The organism is Prevotella sp. oral taxon 313 (genome assembly GCF_003043935.1).
GTDB lineage: Bacteria > Bacteroidota > Bacteroidia > Bacteroidales > Bacteroidaceae > Prevotella > Prevotella jejuni.
Genome location: NZ_PYXE01000001.1, coordinates 2,050,960 through 2,062,872 on the forward strand (window position 1 = coordinate 2,050,960; position 11,913 = coordinate 2,062,872).

Annotated in this window: 14 protein-coding genes and 5 tRNA genes; 2 read left to right on the top strand and 17 right to left on the bottom strand. The window is 42.1% G+C overall.

Annotated elements, in window-relative coordinates; all coding sequences use genetic code 11:
- Positions 1-4: 4 nt before the first annotated feature.
- From rplL to rpsU, 15 genes are all read right to left on the bottom strand, one after another.
- Positions 5-382 (bottom strand): 50S ribosomal protein L7/L12, encoded by a 378-nt coding sequence (rplL, locus tag AXF23_RS08110; protein ID WP_009012376.1) that lies wholly within the window; start codon positions 380-382, stop codon positions 5-7.
- Positions 383-445: 63 nt separating this feature from the next.
- Entirely contained in the window at positions 446-964 is a 519-nt protein-coding gene (rplJ, locus tag AXF23_RS08115) for a 50S ribosomal protein L10 (protein ID WP_009012375.1), read from the bottom strand.
- An 18-nt stretch (positions 965-982) separates the two neighbouring features.
- Positions 983-1,675, bottom strand: coding sequence for a 50S ribosomal protein L1 (gene rplA / locus AXF23_RS08120; protein WP_009012374.1), 693 nt, complete (start codon positions 1,673-1,675; stop codon positions 983-985).
- A 21-nt stretch (positions 1,676-1,696) separates the two neighbouring features.
- A complete protein-coding gene (gene rplK / locus AXF23_RS08125) occupies positions 1,697-2,137 on the bottom strand; it encodes a 50S ribosomal protein L11 (RefSeq protein WP_089366551.1) in 441 nt (146 codons plus the stop codon).
- 54 nt (positions 2,138-2,191) lie between these two features.
- Positions 2,192-2,740, bottom strand: a complete 549-nt coding sequence (gene nusG / locus AXF23_RS08130) for a transcription termination/antitermination protein NusG (RefSeq protein WP_009012372.1) — start codon at positions 2,738-2,740, stop codon at positions 2,192-2,194.
- A gap of 11 nt (positions 2,741-2,751) precedes the next feature.
- Positions 2,752-2,943, bottom strand: a complete 192-nt coding sequence (gene secE, locus AXF23_RS08135; protein WP_004361442.1) for a preprotein translocase subunit SecE — start codon at positions 2,941-2,943, stop codon at positions 2,752-2,754.
- Positions 2,944-2,960: 17 nt separating this feature from the next.
- Positions 2,961-3,033, bottom strand: a tRNA-Trp gene (locus AXF23_RS08140).
- A gap of 60 nt (positions 3,034-3,093) precedes the next feature.
- Positions 3,094-4,290 (bottom strand): elongation factor Tu, encoded by a 1,197-nt coding sequence (gene tuf / locus AXF23_RS08145; RefSeq protein ID WP_009012371.1) that lies wholly within the window; start codon positions 4,288-4,290, stop codon positions 3,094-3,096.
- Positions 4,291-4,361: 71 nt separating this feature from the next.
- Positions 4,362-4,433: transfer RNA gene (locus AXF23_RS08150), tRNA-Thr, on the bottom strand.
- 10 nt (positions 4,434-4,443) lie between these two features.
- Positions 4,444-4,516: transfer RNA gene (locus tag AXF23_RS08155), tRNA-Gly, on the bottom strand.
- Between the two features lie 18 nt (positions 4,517-4,534).
- Positions 4,535-4,616, bottom strand: a tRNA-Tyr gene (locus AXF23_RS08160).
- A gap of 27 nt (positions 4,617-4,643) precedes the next feature.
- Positions 4,644-4,717, bottom strand: a tRNA-Thr gene (locus tag AXF23_RS08165).
- Positions 4,718-4,804: 87 nt separating this feature from the next.
- Positions 4,805-5,104, bottom strand: a complete 300-nt coding sequence (hpf, locus tag AXF23_RS08170) for a ribosome hibernation-promoting factor, HPF/YfiA family (protein WP_009012370.1) — start codon at positions 5,102-5,104, stop codon at positions 4,805-4,807.
- Between the two features lie 22 nt (positions 5,105-5,126).
- On the bottom strand, positions 5,127-6,011 hold the full coding sequence (xerC, locus tag AXF23_RS08175) for a tyrosine recombinase XerC (RefSeq protein WP_107625835.1): 885 nt from the start codon (positions 6,009-6,011) through the stop codon (positions 5,127-5,129).
- A 71-nt stretch (positions 6,012-6,082) separates the two neighbouring features.
- Entirely contained in the window at positions 6,083-6,274 is a 192-nt protein-coding gene (gene rpsU, locus AXF23_RS08180) for a 30S ribosomal protein S21 (RefSeq protein WP_009012368.1), read from the bottom strand.
- A gap of 662 nt (positions 6,275-6,936) precedes the next feature.
- On the opposite strand from rpsU, the gene AXF23_RS08185 reads away from it, so the two are divergent.
- Positions 6,937-7,137 carry a hypothetical protein gene (locus tag AXF23_RS08185; RefSeq protein WP_107624942.1) on the top strand — a complete coding sequence of 67 codons (201 nt, stop codon included), beginning with the start codon at positions 6,937-6,939 and terminating at the stop codon, positions 7,135-7,137.
- Positions 7,138-7,301: 164 nt separating this feature from the next.
- On the opposite strand, the gene AXF23_RS08190 is transcribed toward AXF23_RS08185, so the two are convergent.
- A complete protein-coding gene (locus AXF23_RS08190; protein ID WP_107624943.1) occupies positions 7,302-9,086 on the bottom strand; it encodes an aminopeptidase P family protein in 1,785 nt (594 codons plus the stop codon).
- Between the two features lie 266 nt (positions 9,087-9,352).
- On the opposite strand from AXF23_RS08190, the gene AXF23_RS08195 reads away from it, so the two are divergent.
- A complete protein-coding gene (locus tag AXF23_RS08195) occupies positions 9,353-10,345 on the top strand; it encodes a malate dehydrogenase (RefSeq protein ID WP_107624944.1) in 993 nt (330 codons plus the stop codon).
- 249 nt (positions 10,346-10,594) lie between these two features.
- On the opposite strand, the gene AXF23_RS08200 is transcribed toward AXF23_RS08195, so the two are convergent.
- Positions 10,595-11,842, bottom strand: coding sequence for a hypothetical protein (locus AXF23_RS08200; protein ID WP_107624945.1), 1,248 nt, complete (start codon positions 11,840-11,842; stop codon positions 10,595-10,597).
- Positions 11,843-11,913: the final 71 nt, after the last annotated feature.

The following is an 11,913-nucleotide window of genomic DNA, read 5'->3' on the forward strand; positions in this document are numbered from 1 at the left end:
AGAATTACTTCAACTCTACCTTAGCACCCTCAGCCTCAATAGCAGCCTTCAGGTTCTCAGCCTCAGCCTTAGCCATGCCTTCCTTCAAAGTAGAAGGTGCACCGTCTACGAGGTCCTTAGCTTCCTTCAAACCAAGACCACAAGCCTCCTTAACTGCCTTAACAACCTTGAGCTTGTTAGCACCAGCTTCAACGAGAACTACGTCAAACTCTGACTTCTCTTCAGCTGCGCCACCTGCAGCAGCTGCAGCAGGACCAGCTACAGCAACAGCTGCAGCTGCAGGCTCAATACCATACTCGTCCTTGAGGACAGTTGCCAACTCATTTACTTCCTTAACAGTAAGATTTACTAACTCTTCTGCAATAGCTTTTACGTCTGCCATTTTATTCTAAATTTTAATTTTTTGTTCTAAAAATAATATATCTATTTGACTTTATTAGATTTTTTACTCAGGACGCTCGCCTAAAGTCTTAAGCACACCGTGGATGGTGCCAGCACCTGACTGGAGAGCAGAAACAACGTTCTTTGCAGGAGACTGCAGCAATGCCACAACGTCTGCAATAAGTTCGTTCTTGCTCTTGAGAGCTGAAAGTTCTTCGAGTTTTTCAGCACCAACGAACAGAGACTCCTCTGCGTAAGCAGCCTTAAGAGCAGGAATACCTTCCTTCTTATACTCCTTCAACAACTTTGCTGGTACGTTAGCAGTATGTGTAAACATAACTGCAGTATTACCCTTCAAAGAACTATACAGTGGTTCAAAATCTACATCTGAAGCTTCAAAAGCCTTATGAAGAAGATTATTCTTCACAACAACCATATTGATTTCGCTCTTGAAACACTTGCGGCGAAGAGAACTTGTAGCCTCAGCATTCAATCCAGTTACATCAACCAAATAGAAATGAGGATAGTTCTTTAACTTCTCACCGAGTTCAGCGATAATTGTATCTTTTACTTCTTTTTTCATTGTACAAAACTTTTAGAGTTATTCAACTGATTTAGGATCAATCTTGACACCCTTACTCATTGTGCTAGAAATAAAGATACTCTTGATATATGTACCTTTAGCAGCAGCAGGCTTCAACTTGATAACAGTAGAGATAAACTCCTTAGCGTTACCATAAATCTGCTCAGCAGTCATGCTAACCTTACCGATTGAAGTATGGATAATACCAGCCTTATCAACCTTAAAGTCAATCTTACCCTGCTTAACATCCTTAACTGCCTTAGCAACATCCATAGTTACAGTACCACTCTTTGGGTTTGGCATCAATCCACGAGGACCGAGAACACGACCCAAAGGACCTAACTTACCCATGCATGATGGCATAGTGATGATAACATCAATATCAGTCCATCCGCCCTTGATCTTTTCGATATATTCATCGAGACCAACATGATCAGCACCAGCTTCCTTAGCGGCAGCTTCCTGATCAGGAGTACAGAGACAGAGCACACGTGTGACCTTACCAGTACCATTTGGAAGTGACACGACGCCACGAACCATTTGGTTAGCTTTACGTGGGTCAACACCGAGGCGAACATCAACATCTACAGAAGCATCAAACTTAGTAGTAGTAATATCCTTTACCAACTGTGCTGCTTCATTCAATGAATATGCCTTCCCTGCTTCAACCTTCTCAGCTACTGATTTCTGATTTTTTGTCAGTTTACTCATTTTTACTTTTGAAGTTTAAAATTATTTACCAGGGAAGTCCCCTTTTACAGTGATACCCATACTACGAGCTGTACCAGCAATAAGTTTCATTGCACTCTCTACTGTGAAACAGTTGAGGTCTGGCATCTTATCTTCTGCGATAGCCTTTACCTGCTCCCAAGTTACGGATGCAACCTTTCTGCGGTTTGGCTCTCCAGATCCGCCCTTCACCTTGGCAGCCTCCATCAGTTGCACTGCAGCAGGAGGAGTTTTGATGATAAAGCTGAAAGACTTATCGTTGTAGTAGGTAATAACGACTGGAAGAACTTTACCAGCCTTGTCCTGGGTACGGGCGTTGAACTCCTTACAGAATCCCATAATATTAATACCCTTAGAACCCAATGCTGGGCCTACTGGAGGGGAAGGATTTGCAGCGCCACCTTTAATCTGTAATTTGATTAATCCAGCTACTTCTTTAGCCATTTCTTTGTTAATATTAAAAATTAAACTATAAGTTGAATAGTATCCGTAACAACACTATTCCTCTTTTGCGACTTGCATAAAACTTAGTTCCAATGGATTTTGACGACCAAAAATCATCACCATCACCTTCAGTTTATGTTTCTCAGCATTAACCTCTTCGATTATACCATGGAAACCACTGAAAGGACCATCAGTAACCTGAACAGTTTCACCAACTACGTATGGTACATTCTGAACTTCTTCAAGTTCAGTATCTTCCACATTACCCAACAGACGATTAATATCTGCCTGGCGTACTGGTGAAGGGTCAGACATACCTCCGAGAAAACCTAAGACATTAGGCATGAAACGCAACGTAGAAGCGATATCAGCAGTCATGTTAGCTTGAACAAGTACATAACCAGGGAGACTTAACTTCTCCTTTACAACACGCTTCCCATCTTTACGCACAGTAGCGTGTTTTTCCATAGGTAACAAAACCTCAAAAACACGCTCAGCAAGTTTTTCGTTCAGACGCAATTGAGCATCGATATATTCCTTTACCTTTGCCTCTTTGCCACTGACAGCACGAAGAACATACCATTTCTTTTCTGTCTCTGCCATTTCCTAATGAATTATCTTGGGTATACAAATTCCATAACACGCTGGAAAACTGAATCCATAGCAAACACTACCAATGCAATGATAACGGAAGCAGATATAACTACCATTGCACTATGTGTAAGCTGTGCGCGTGATGGCCATGTAGTTTTATGCGCAAGTTCGTCGTAGCAAGCCTTGCAATAATTAACTATCTTATTAAACATAAAATCTATTCTTTTTGCACGGGTTGAAGGGCTCGAACCCTCGACACCTGGTTTTGGAGACCAGTGCTCTACCAACTGAGCTAAACCCGTAAGTTAGTTCCCGATTCCCAAGAAAATCGGGAACTATATCTTGTAATATAAGATTACTGATTAGTTTACGTCTGGGAGAATCTCTGTAATCTGACCAGAACCTACTGTACGACCACCCTCACGGATAGCGAAACGAAGACCCTCGTTCAAAGCAACCTTATAGATCAATACAACCTCAATCTCTACGTTATCACCTGGCATAACCATTTCAACGCCCTCTGGGAGGTGGATTTCACCTGTACAGTCCATTGTACGGAGGTAGAACTGTGGACGATACTTGTTACCGAATGGAGTATGACGACCACCCTCTTCCTTCTTCAATACATAGATAGATGCCTTGAAGTGATCGTGAGGAGTGATAGCTCCTGGGTGTACGACAACCATACCACGCTTAACCTCAGCCTTATCGATACCACGAAGGAGGAGACCTACGTTGTCACCAGCCTGACCAGTTGGAAGGTTCTTACGGAACATCTCAACACCAGTGATAACAGACTTCTTGTCCTCACCGAGACCGAGCAACTGAACCTCATCACCTACCTTACAGATACCAGTTTCGATACGACCTGTAGCAACAGTACCACGACCTGTGATAGAGAATACATCCTCAACAGGCATCAAGAATGGCTTATCGATCTCACGCTCTGGCTCTTCAATCCAAGTATCAACAGTGTTCATGAGCTCCATTACAGAGTCAACCCACTTCTCAACACCATTAAGAGCACCGAGTGCAGAACCACGGATGATAGGAGTATCCTCCTCATAACCGTACTGCTCGAGGATCTCACGAACCTCCATCTCAACGAGGTCAAGCATCTCCTCATCGTCAACCATATCACACTTGTTCAAGAATACAACCAAGCGAGGTACGTTTACCTGACGAGCGAGCAATACGTGCTCACGAGTCTGAGGCATAGGACCGTCAGTAGCAGCTACAACCAAGATAGCACCATCCATCTGAGCAGCACCAGTTACCATGTTCTTAACATAGTCGGCGTGACCCGGACAGTCTACGTGTGCGTAGTGACGGTTAGCTGTTTCGTACTCAATATGTGCAGAGTTAATGGTAATACCACGCTCTTTCTCCTCAGGAGCATTATCAATCTGATCGAAAGACTTAACATCTTCTGTACCGAAGCCCTTCTCGTGAAGAACCTTTGAGATTGCTGCAGTAAGAGTGGTCTTACCGTGGTCAACGTGACCGATAGTACCAATGTTTACATGCGGTTTGGTGCGCACGAATTCTTCTTTAGCCATAGCTTTTTCTTATTTAATATTAAATGAATAATCTGTGCTTTTAGTTACACTAAATTAATAACAATTAGCAGAGCTGTAACTGAGAGTTGAACTCAGGACCTCTTCCTTACCAAGGAAGTGCTCTACCACTGAGCTATTACAGCAAAAGCTTAGAGCGGAAAACGGGGCTCAAACCCGCGACCCCCAGCTTGGAAGGCTAGTGCTCTATCAACTGAGCTATTTCCGCAAATTACATTTCTCAGTGTGGGTAGTGATGGATTCGAACCACCGAAGCTAGAAGCAGCAGATTTACAGTCTGCCCCATTTGGCCACTCTGGAAACTACCCTCAGAAATGTATCCCCCTTTCAAGGAGAGCCTCTTGTCGGATTCGAACCAACGACCCCGAGATTACAAATCACGTGCTCTGGCCAACTGAGCTAAAGAGGCATTACTTTGCAGCCGAAGGCTACTTGTCGTAAAACGGCTGCAAAGGTAAGACTTTTATTTTAATCTCCAAAATATTTGAGAGATTTTTTAATGCTTTCTTTGTTTTTCCTTAAACTTGGTGAGCTGAACCTTCATCGCATCTAAACAATTATCGATACCTTCTTCAAAAGTATCGCAAGTCTTTTCAACAAACAAGGTGTTACCTGGTACTGTTACTGATAGACTTGTTGTTTTATTTAAAGCTGTTGCTGGTTTCTCAACCTTCAATTGCACCTCTACTTTCTGAATGTCTTCGTAAGACTTTTCTAACTTCTCAGCCTTCTTGGTGATAAAGGCCTGTAATTTCTCGGTTGTGTCGAAATGAATCGACTGGATCTTAATTTCCATAGTTACCTCCGTTTTTAAAAGGTTAAGCCCTTGGATGGGCATTTTTATAGACTTTCTTCAACTGCTCAAAGGTTGTATGAGTATAAATCTCTGTCGTTGACAGACTCTCATGTCCAAGCAGTTTCTTTACACTTTCCAGTCCTGCATCATGATTGAGCATTGCCGTGGCAAATGTATGGCGAAGAACGTGTGGTGAACGTTTTTTCAACGTTGACACCTTTGATAGGTTTTTCTTAACCAATTCTCTCACCTGTTCACCTGTCATCCTTTTACCCTTCTCTGTCTGAAAGAAGGCTACGGAATCACCTTTTACAGTCGTATTGCGTACCTGTTGGTACTGTGCAAACAACTCGGCGAGTTCCTTTCCAAAGGGGATAATTCGTTGCTTATTTCTCTTACCTGTTACTTTGATTTCACAAGTGATATTATCAATATCCTTATCATCAAGACCTATCAATTCCGACAGACGTACACCTGTCTCATAGAATGTCACAATGATCGTACGTGCAAGTACATCTTTATAACTATCTGTCCACATCTTTGGATCCAGCAGTCTATCCATCTCTGACTCCTTAAGGAACTGAGGGAGTGGCTTTTGCTTTTTAGGACCTTGAAGACCATGAACTGGGTCTTTCTCAATAAGTTTACGGCGAAGTGCAAATCGATAGAACGATCTCAACGCACTGAGCCTTCTATTGACCGACGAAGCAGAGTTACCTCTGTCCATCATGTACTCCATCCAATTTCTGACAACATCAGAGTCTACAGACTCCCAAGAGAGCAGCGGGTCAAGTTCTTTATAAAACCGTTCAAACTCTATCAAGTCTTTACGATAATTGATTACCGTCAGTGGAGAATAATTTCTCTCGAACTTTATGTAATCTAAGAACTTATCTACCATCGGCACATTGTCAAACCATTTATATGGCAACGAATTTACGGAAATTAATCCAGACCACCAAATTTTTAAAGAAGATTTTACTCTTCTGCGTCGCGAAGATGCTGTACGTAAACGGCACGTTCCATCTTCAGGCGCTTCTTAACAGATGGCTTGTCAAACTGCTGACGAGCACGAAGCTCCTTAACAACACCTGTCTTCTCAAACTTTCTCTTGAACTTCTTGAGCGCGCGCTCGATGTTCTCACCGTCCTTTACTGGTACAATAATCATGCTTTTTGTTTTAAATTATTTATTAGTTAAACGTATTCAAAAGGGTATGACGCCACTTTTGCGCCTGCAAAGTTACACTTTATTCTCCTAACCTCCAAACGTTTGTGGATTTTTCTGCTTTGTTACCTCGTCTATACATGTCAAACAGAACATTTCTTTATGTTAATTATCTACTGTCTTAATCAACTATCTAATTTATCGTAACAAGACTAATGTGCGTCTTATTATATGAGCATTTTAGTTTATCACTACATATTTTGGAAGAACCAAAAATATGTTCTATTTTGAGAGAAAGTCCCCGAGCCAGCCCTATAAGGACCTTGATAAAAGAAGATAAAGTACGACACACGTGAGCAAAATTTGTAGGGATAATTCAATCTTCCTTTTCCTCTCCATTCGAGAAGGGCTTGGGGATGATTCGAGAGGGGCCCCTTCTACATTCAAGAACATGCCCCTCTTGCCTAAAGAAGACGCCCTTCTTGGGCCAAGAAGGGCGTCTTTTTCAACGCTATATATAACATGCTGATTTATTGTAGATTACAAGTTCTAACATAGAAGACATCTTACCCTTAATTAGAGGGTGTTTAGTTCAATACGCTGTAAGATTTTTTTGCAATTTTACTTTACCCTCCAAAGAATGGAACTATAATCGAGTTACTCGCATGGAGATGACGACAACAGTAATAGCACATATCATGCTTACAGGTTTCCACAGCCGAAACAGATGTATAGTCACCCAAGCAGGGACTATGAAGAATGGTGGCTACTCCTCTTTCTACGAGTTCCCAACGTGTGCTACAAGCTGTCGCTCTATAAAACCAGACCATGAGAGAACGAAAGCCTCATCAACTTGTGCTACATAAAAAAGGACTACGTGGAGCACTCTCATGCATCATTACGGCATCTAAACACTTGCAGAGAAATAGAAACACAACCCATAAGTTCTGTTTGAGACATACCTCACAATGTCTGATAAGTCCTACCTTCTTCGTATTGGGACGGAAGTTTTTTTTACGTACTATTGTACTTAAATAGCTTGAGTAGCTTCCTTTAGCCATGTTTTTTCAACCTCATCAAGATAAGGCGACAGACTCTCGTAGACACGACGATGATAGTTGTTCAGCCATTCACGTTCCTCAACACTCAACATCTCAAGTACTATCGGGGCTGTATCAATCGGTGCAAGTGTAAGGGTCTCAAACTTGAGGAACTCACCAAAAGCGGTTGTCTCCGCAGGAACAATGAGTAAAGTATTCTCTATGCGCACACCGAATTTCCCTTCAAGATAGAGTCCTGGTTCGTTCGTTACCGTCATACCAGCTTGCATAGGTGCTGGTCGCCACTCCATACGAATTTGATGAGGACCTTCATGTACATTGAGGTAACTCCCTACCCCATGTCCTGTACCATGCAGATAATTATAACCTTCACGCCACATCGGTGCACGAGCTATCGCATCCAACTGTGAACCACAGGCTCCTGCAGGGAAATGAAGCCTATCAAGTTGGATATGTCCTTTCAATACTAAGGTATAGACTCGTCGTTGTTCCTCCGTTAGTTCGCCCAAGGCAATGGTTCTCGTTATGTCTGTCGTACCATCTAAATATTGTGCACCACTATCAATGAGTACCAATCCATGTGGCTTTACTGGGATATCCGTCTCTGGTGTTGCCTCATAATGTACGATTGCTCCATGCTCTTCATACCCCACAATGGTGTCGAAGGAGATACCCTGAAACATAGGTTGCTCTGCACGTAGACCCGTCAGACGCTCGTCAAGCGATATCTCTGTCTCTTCACCTTTCTCAACAGCAGCCTTAATCCATGCTAAGAACTTAACCATTGCGACTCCATCACGCAACATAGCAGCACGGAAGCAGTCCTGTTCAACCTTGTTCTTTATAGCTTTCATCATCGGGATTGGAGACGTTCCTACATGTAACTTCTCACTCTCCACCGCAGTAGATAAGTTGTAGTTAGTAGAACTAACGTCTATCAAAAGTGCTTTCCCAGCATATCTCTTCAAGTCCTCCACTACCGCATCATACTCCTCTACATCTACATGCTCTGTAGAAAGATAGGCCTGCACTTCCTCTGATAATTTATCCTTATATATATATAAGGTAACTTTATCAGGAGCTATTAATAGATAAGAGACAAAGACCGGATTACAATGAACATCGTTTCCACGCAAATTCAGCACCCAAGCAATCTCATCTAAAGCCGTAACTAACAGTCCGTCCGCACCTTGTTTAACTAAACATTCACGTATTCGAGACAGTTTACTTTCTGTTGTCTCACCAGCATACTTCAATGGATGAAGACAGATCTTATTATTAGGAATGACAGGTCGGTCAAGCCATAGCACATCCATTGGATCATCAACACAACGCACCTGCATGTTCCCTTTTGTCGCCAAACTCTCTTTCAAATCAGCAACACTAACAAAAGTATTGACACTTCCGTCCACTCCAACAATAGGACTATCGTATTCTACCAGCTCACTTGCTAACCACTCACTAATAGAAGGAGTACCTTCTACATGTTCTTTCATCAATAGGAACTCACTCCCCACAAGCTCCTTTGCAGCTGCAATAAAGTAACGAGAATCCGTCCATAAGGCGGCGTGATGCAACGTTACTACGGCTGTACCAGCCGAGCCCGTGAAACCAGATATCCATTCACGAGTCTTCCAGTGGTCGGCCACATATTCACTATTATGGGGGTCACTACTTGGGAAAATAAAAGCAGTAAGCGCATTCTCCTTCATCCATCTGCGAAGAGCAACAAGGCGTTCATTGATTGTTTGCATAATATTTATTGGGTTAGAGGTTATAAAACAATACAAGAAAAGGAAATCTCTCCTATCCGCCTGCTAAGTTAATCAATAATTTCATAACATCCAAATCAAGAAGAACAAGAAATATCTATAAATGCAAAACCGACTTTGCAAAGGCTTACCCTTTTATAAATAATAACACAAATAATTCATTCTTTTTCTTCTCACATACTCTTTTTTTATTAACTTTGCGGTATCGAACAAAAGGGAAAATATACTTTTAAAATAAAATATTTATTATGAATTACTTAACAAACGAGAAACTTGTTATCGTCGGTGCAGGCGGTATGATTGGTTCAAACATGGTTCAGACCGCTCTTACACTTGGTCTTACTCCTAACATCTGTCTATATGATATCTATGAGCCAGGCGTTCATGGTGTATTCGACGAGATGGAGCAGTGCGCTTTCCCAGGTGCTAACCTTTCTTACACCGTTGACCCTGCAGAGGCTTTCACTGGTGCTAAGTACATCATCTCTTCTGGTGGTGCTCCTCGTAAGGAGGGTATGACTCGTGAGGACTTGTTGAAGGGTAACTGCAAGATTGCAGCTGATTTCGGTGAGAACATCAAGAAGTATTGCCCAGATGTAAAGCACGTTGTTGTTATCTTCAACCCAGCTGACGTTACAGCATTGACAGCTCTTATCCACTCTGGCTTGAAGCCAAATCAGTTGACATCACTCGCTGCTCTCGACTCTACTCGTCTACAGCAGGCTTTGGCTCATGAGTTCGGTGTACAGCAGGATAAGGTTACTGGTGCACACACCTACGGTGGTCACGGTGAGCAGATGGCTGTATTTGCTTCTCAGGTTAAGGTTGATGGCAAGCCATTGTCAGAGATGGGTCTCTCAGCTGAGCGTTGGGAAGAGATTAAGCATCATACAGTACAGGGTGGTTCAAACATCATCAAGCTTCGTGGCCGTAGCTCATTCCAGAGCCCAGCTTACAATGCTGTTAAGATGATTGAGGCTGCTATGGGTGGTGAGAAGTTCACCTTGCCAGCAGGTTGCTACGTTAACGACGAGAAGCTCGGCTTCAAGAACGTTATGATGGCTATGCCTACAACTATCGATGCTACTGGTGTTCACTACACTGAGCCAACAGGTACTCCAGAGGAGATGGCTTCTCTTCAGGCTTCTTACGAGCACCTCTGCAAGATGCGTGATGAGATTATCGGTCTCGACATCATCCCAGCTGTTGCTGAATGGAAGAACGACAACGCGAATTTGTAAGCAAGTTGACGAGTTGACAAGTTGACGAGTTAACGAGTTAACGAGTTAACAAGTTGACGAGTTATCTGATTACAAAGCAAAACATAAAAGGCAATCAACTTTTCGTTGGTTGCCTTTTTTATTGTACAAAGCTAAGTTAGTTGACGGGTTAACAAGGTGACGAGTTAACAAGTTATATGTTTACAAAGCAAAATAAAAAGAGGATGTATCAATTTTGACACACCCTCTTCTCTATTGTACAAAGCTAAATTACTTCTCAAAGCTATGGAAGAAACAAGGGTTACCCTTTACTTGAAGGATAGGACCTGCAACTTCTTTCGTATCTGGATTGTAAGTGTAGAAGCCTGTAGCCTTCTTATTAGCACTACCGAAGACTATCAAATTCTTATGCTTAGCAACTGCATTACATTGAGGATTAGAAATCTCCATTCCGTTGATAAGCGTCATCGTCTTTTGCTTCAAATCAACAACGATTGGAACACATGTAAAGCTGAGGTATGGATTTGTCAGACCATCAGGAGCAAGTGCAAAGGAGTTTCCATAAATATATAGTAAACCCTTACCCGCATAACACATAGCTGCGATATAGTCTATATGCTTGGTTGAAAGACCAGCAACCTCTGTCTTATCAAGACGAATCAGGAAGTCTGGGTCAATCTCTGTAGAACCATTCTTTATACGAGCGATACCACCATTCAGTCCAGGAACAAAACCGAATGAACCTACACAGTTAAAGTAAATATCCTTATTCTCATCCATAAAGATTGAACCAGCATCAATAGGACGAGTAGCAAAGCACATACCCAAAGACTCATTAACAATGTGTTTCTCTACCTTATTTGTCTTCACATCAATCATAGCCAGTTCAATGTTATTACGTGTTGGCATATACTGAGCATTCATTTGGTTCAGTCCAACGAAGAGTTTACCATCACGAATAATCATTGCTGCTGGTGCAACCCTCGTATCTGACTGTTTCAGATTATTAAGGTCAATATCAGCAATCTTTGTCATAGTTGTTGGGTTGAATACCATCACAACACCAATACCTTGTAAACTTAGATATGCTTTCTCACTACTTGCCTCAACGATGTTACATGCTGCAGCACCAGCAGGAATAGACAAGGCGCCTTCTTTCTTCCATGTACCATCGTTCATAATTCTATAGCGATTTATCTCCGCCTTCGTGTTACCCATATAATCAGGGAATGAGTAGACATTGCCCGACTCTGTTACAATTGGCGTAGCACCAAAACCGCAAGGAATACTATTGCTATTATCATAAGTACCAGGCAAGAAACTTGGTAATGCTTGTAAATATACATTACCACTACTACCCTCTGGATTGGTAATTCCCGTTGCGAAGACAACTCCATGGAAGTCCTTATTACCAGGATTAGGTTTAGGACCCGGTGTTGGGTCGTCACCATTATTTCCACAAGCGGTAAACATAGCCATCACAACAATGGCTGAAAGAATTGATTTAAGCTTTTTCATTGTTCTCTTTATTTAATATTAATATTATCTCTATAGACACACAAGATGCCCTTTCTTTATGAATCATACTT

What these genes read in the sequence shown, in the direction of transcription:
- rplL (WP_009012376.1), bottom strand. Translation starts at nt 382, where the DNA reads ATGGCAGACGTAAAAGCTATTGCAGAAGAGTTAGTAAATCTTACTGTT.
- rplJ (WP_009012375.1), bottom strand. Translation starts at nt 964, where the DNA reads ATGAAAAAAGAAGTAAAAGATACAATTATCGCTGAACTCGGTGAGAAG.
- rplA (WP_009012374.1), bottom strand. Translation starts at nt 1,675, where the DNA reads ATGAGTAAACTGACAAAAAATCAGAAATCAGTAGCTGAGAAGGTTGAA.
- rplK (WP_089366551.1), bottom strand. Translation starts at nt 2,137, where the DNA reads ATGGCTAAAGAAGTAGCTGGATTAATCAAATTACAGATTAAAGGTGGC.
- nusG (WP_009012372.1), bottom strand. Translation starts at nt 2,740, where the DNA reads ATGGCAGAGACAGAAAAGAAATGGTATGTTCTTCGTGCTGTCAGTGGC.
- secE (WP_004361442.1), bottom strand. Translation starts at nt 2,943, where the DNA reads ATGTTTAATAAGATAGTTAATTATTGCAAGGCTTGCTACGACGAACTT.
- tuf (WP_009012371.1), bottom strand. Translation starts at nt 4,290, where the DNA reads ATGGCTAAAGAAGAATTCGTGCGCACCAAACCGCATGTAAACATTGGT.
- hpf (WP_009012370.1), bottom strand. Translation starts at nt 5,104, where the DNA reads ATGGAAATTAAGATCCAGTCGATTCATTTCGACACAACCGAGAAATTA.
- rpsU (WP_009012368.1), bottom strand. Translation starts at nt 6,274, where the DNA reads ATGATTATTGTACCAGTAAAGGACGGTGAGAACATCGAGCGCGCGCTC.
- AXF23_RS08185 (WP_107624942.1), top strand. Translation starts at nt 6,937, where the DNA reads ATGGAGATGACGACAACAGTAATAGCACATATCATGCTTACAGGTTTC.
- AXF23_RS08190 (WP_107624943.1), bottom strand. Translation starts at nt 9,086, where the DNA reads ATGCAAACAATCAATGAACGCCTTGTTGCTCTTCGCAGATGGATGAAG.
- AXF23_RS08195 (WP_107624944.1), top strand. Translation starts at nt 9,353, where the DNA reads ATGAATTACTTAACAAACGAGAAACTTGTTATCGTCGGTGCAGGCGGT.
- AXF23_RS08200 (WP_107624945.1), bottom strand. Translation starts at nt 11,842, where the DNA reads ATGAAAAAGCTTAAATCAATTCTTTCAGCCATTGTTGTGATGGCTATG.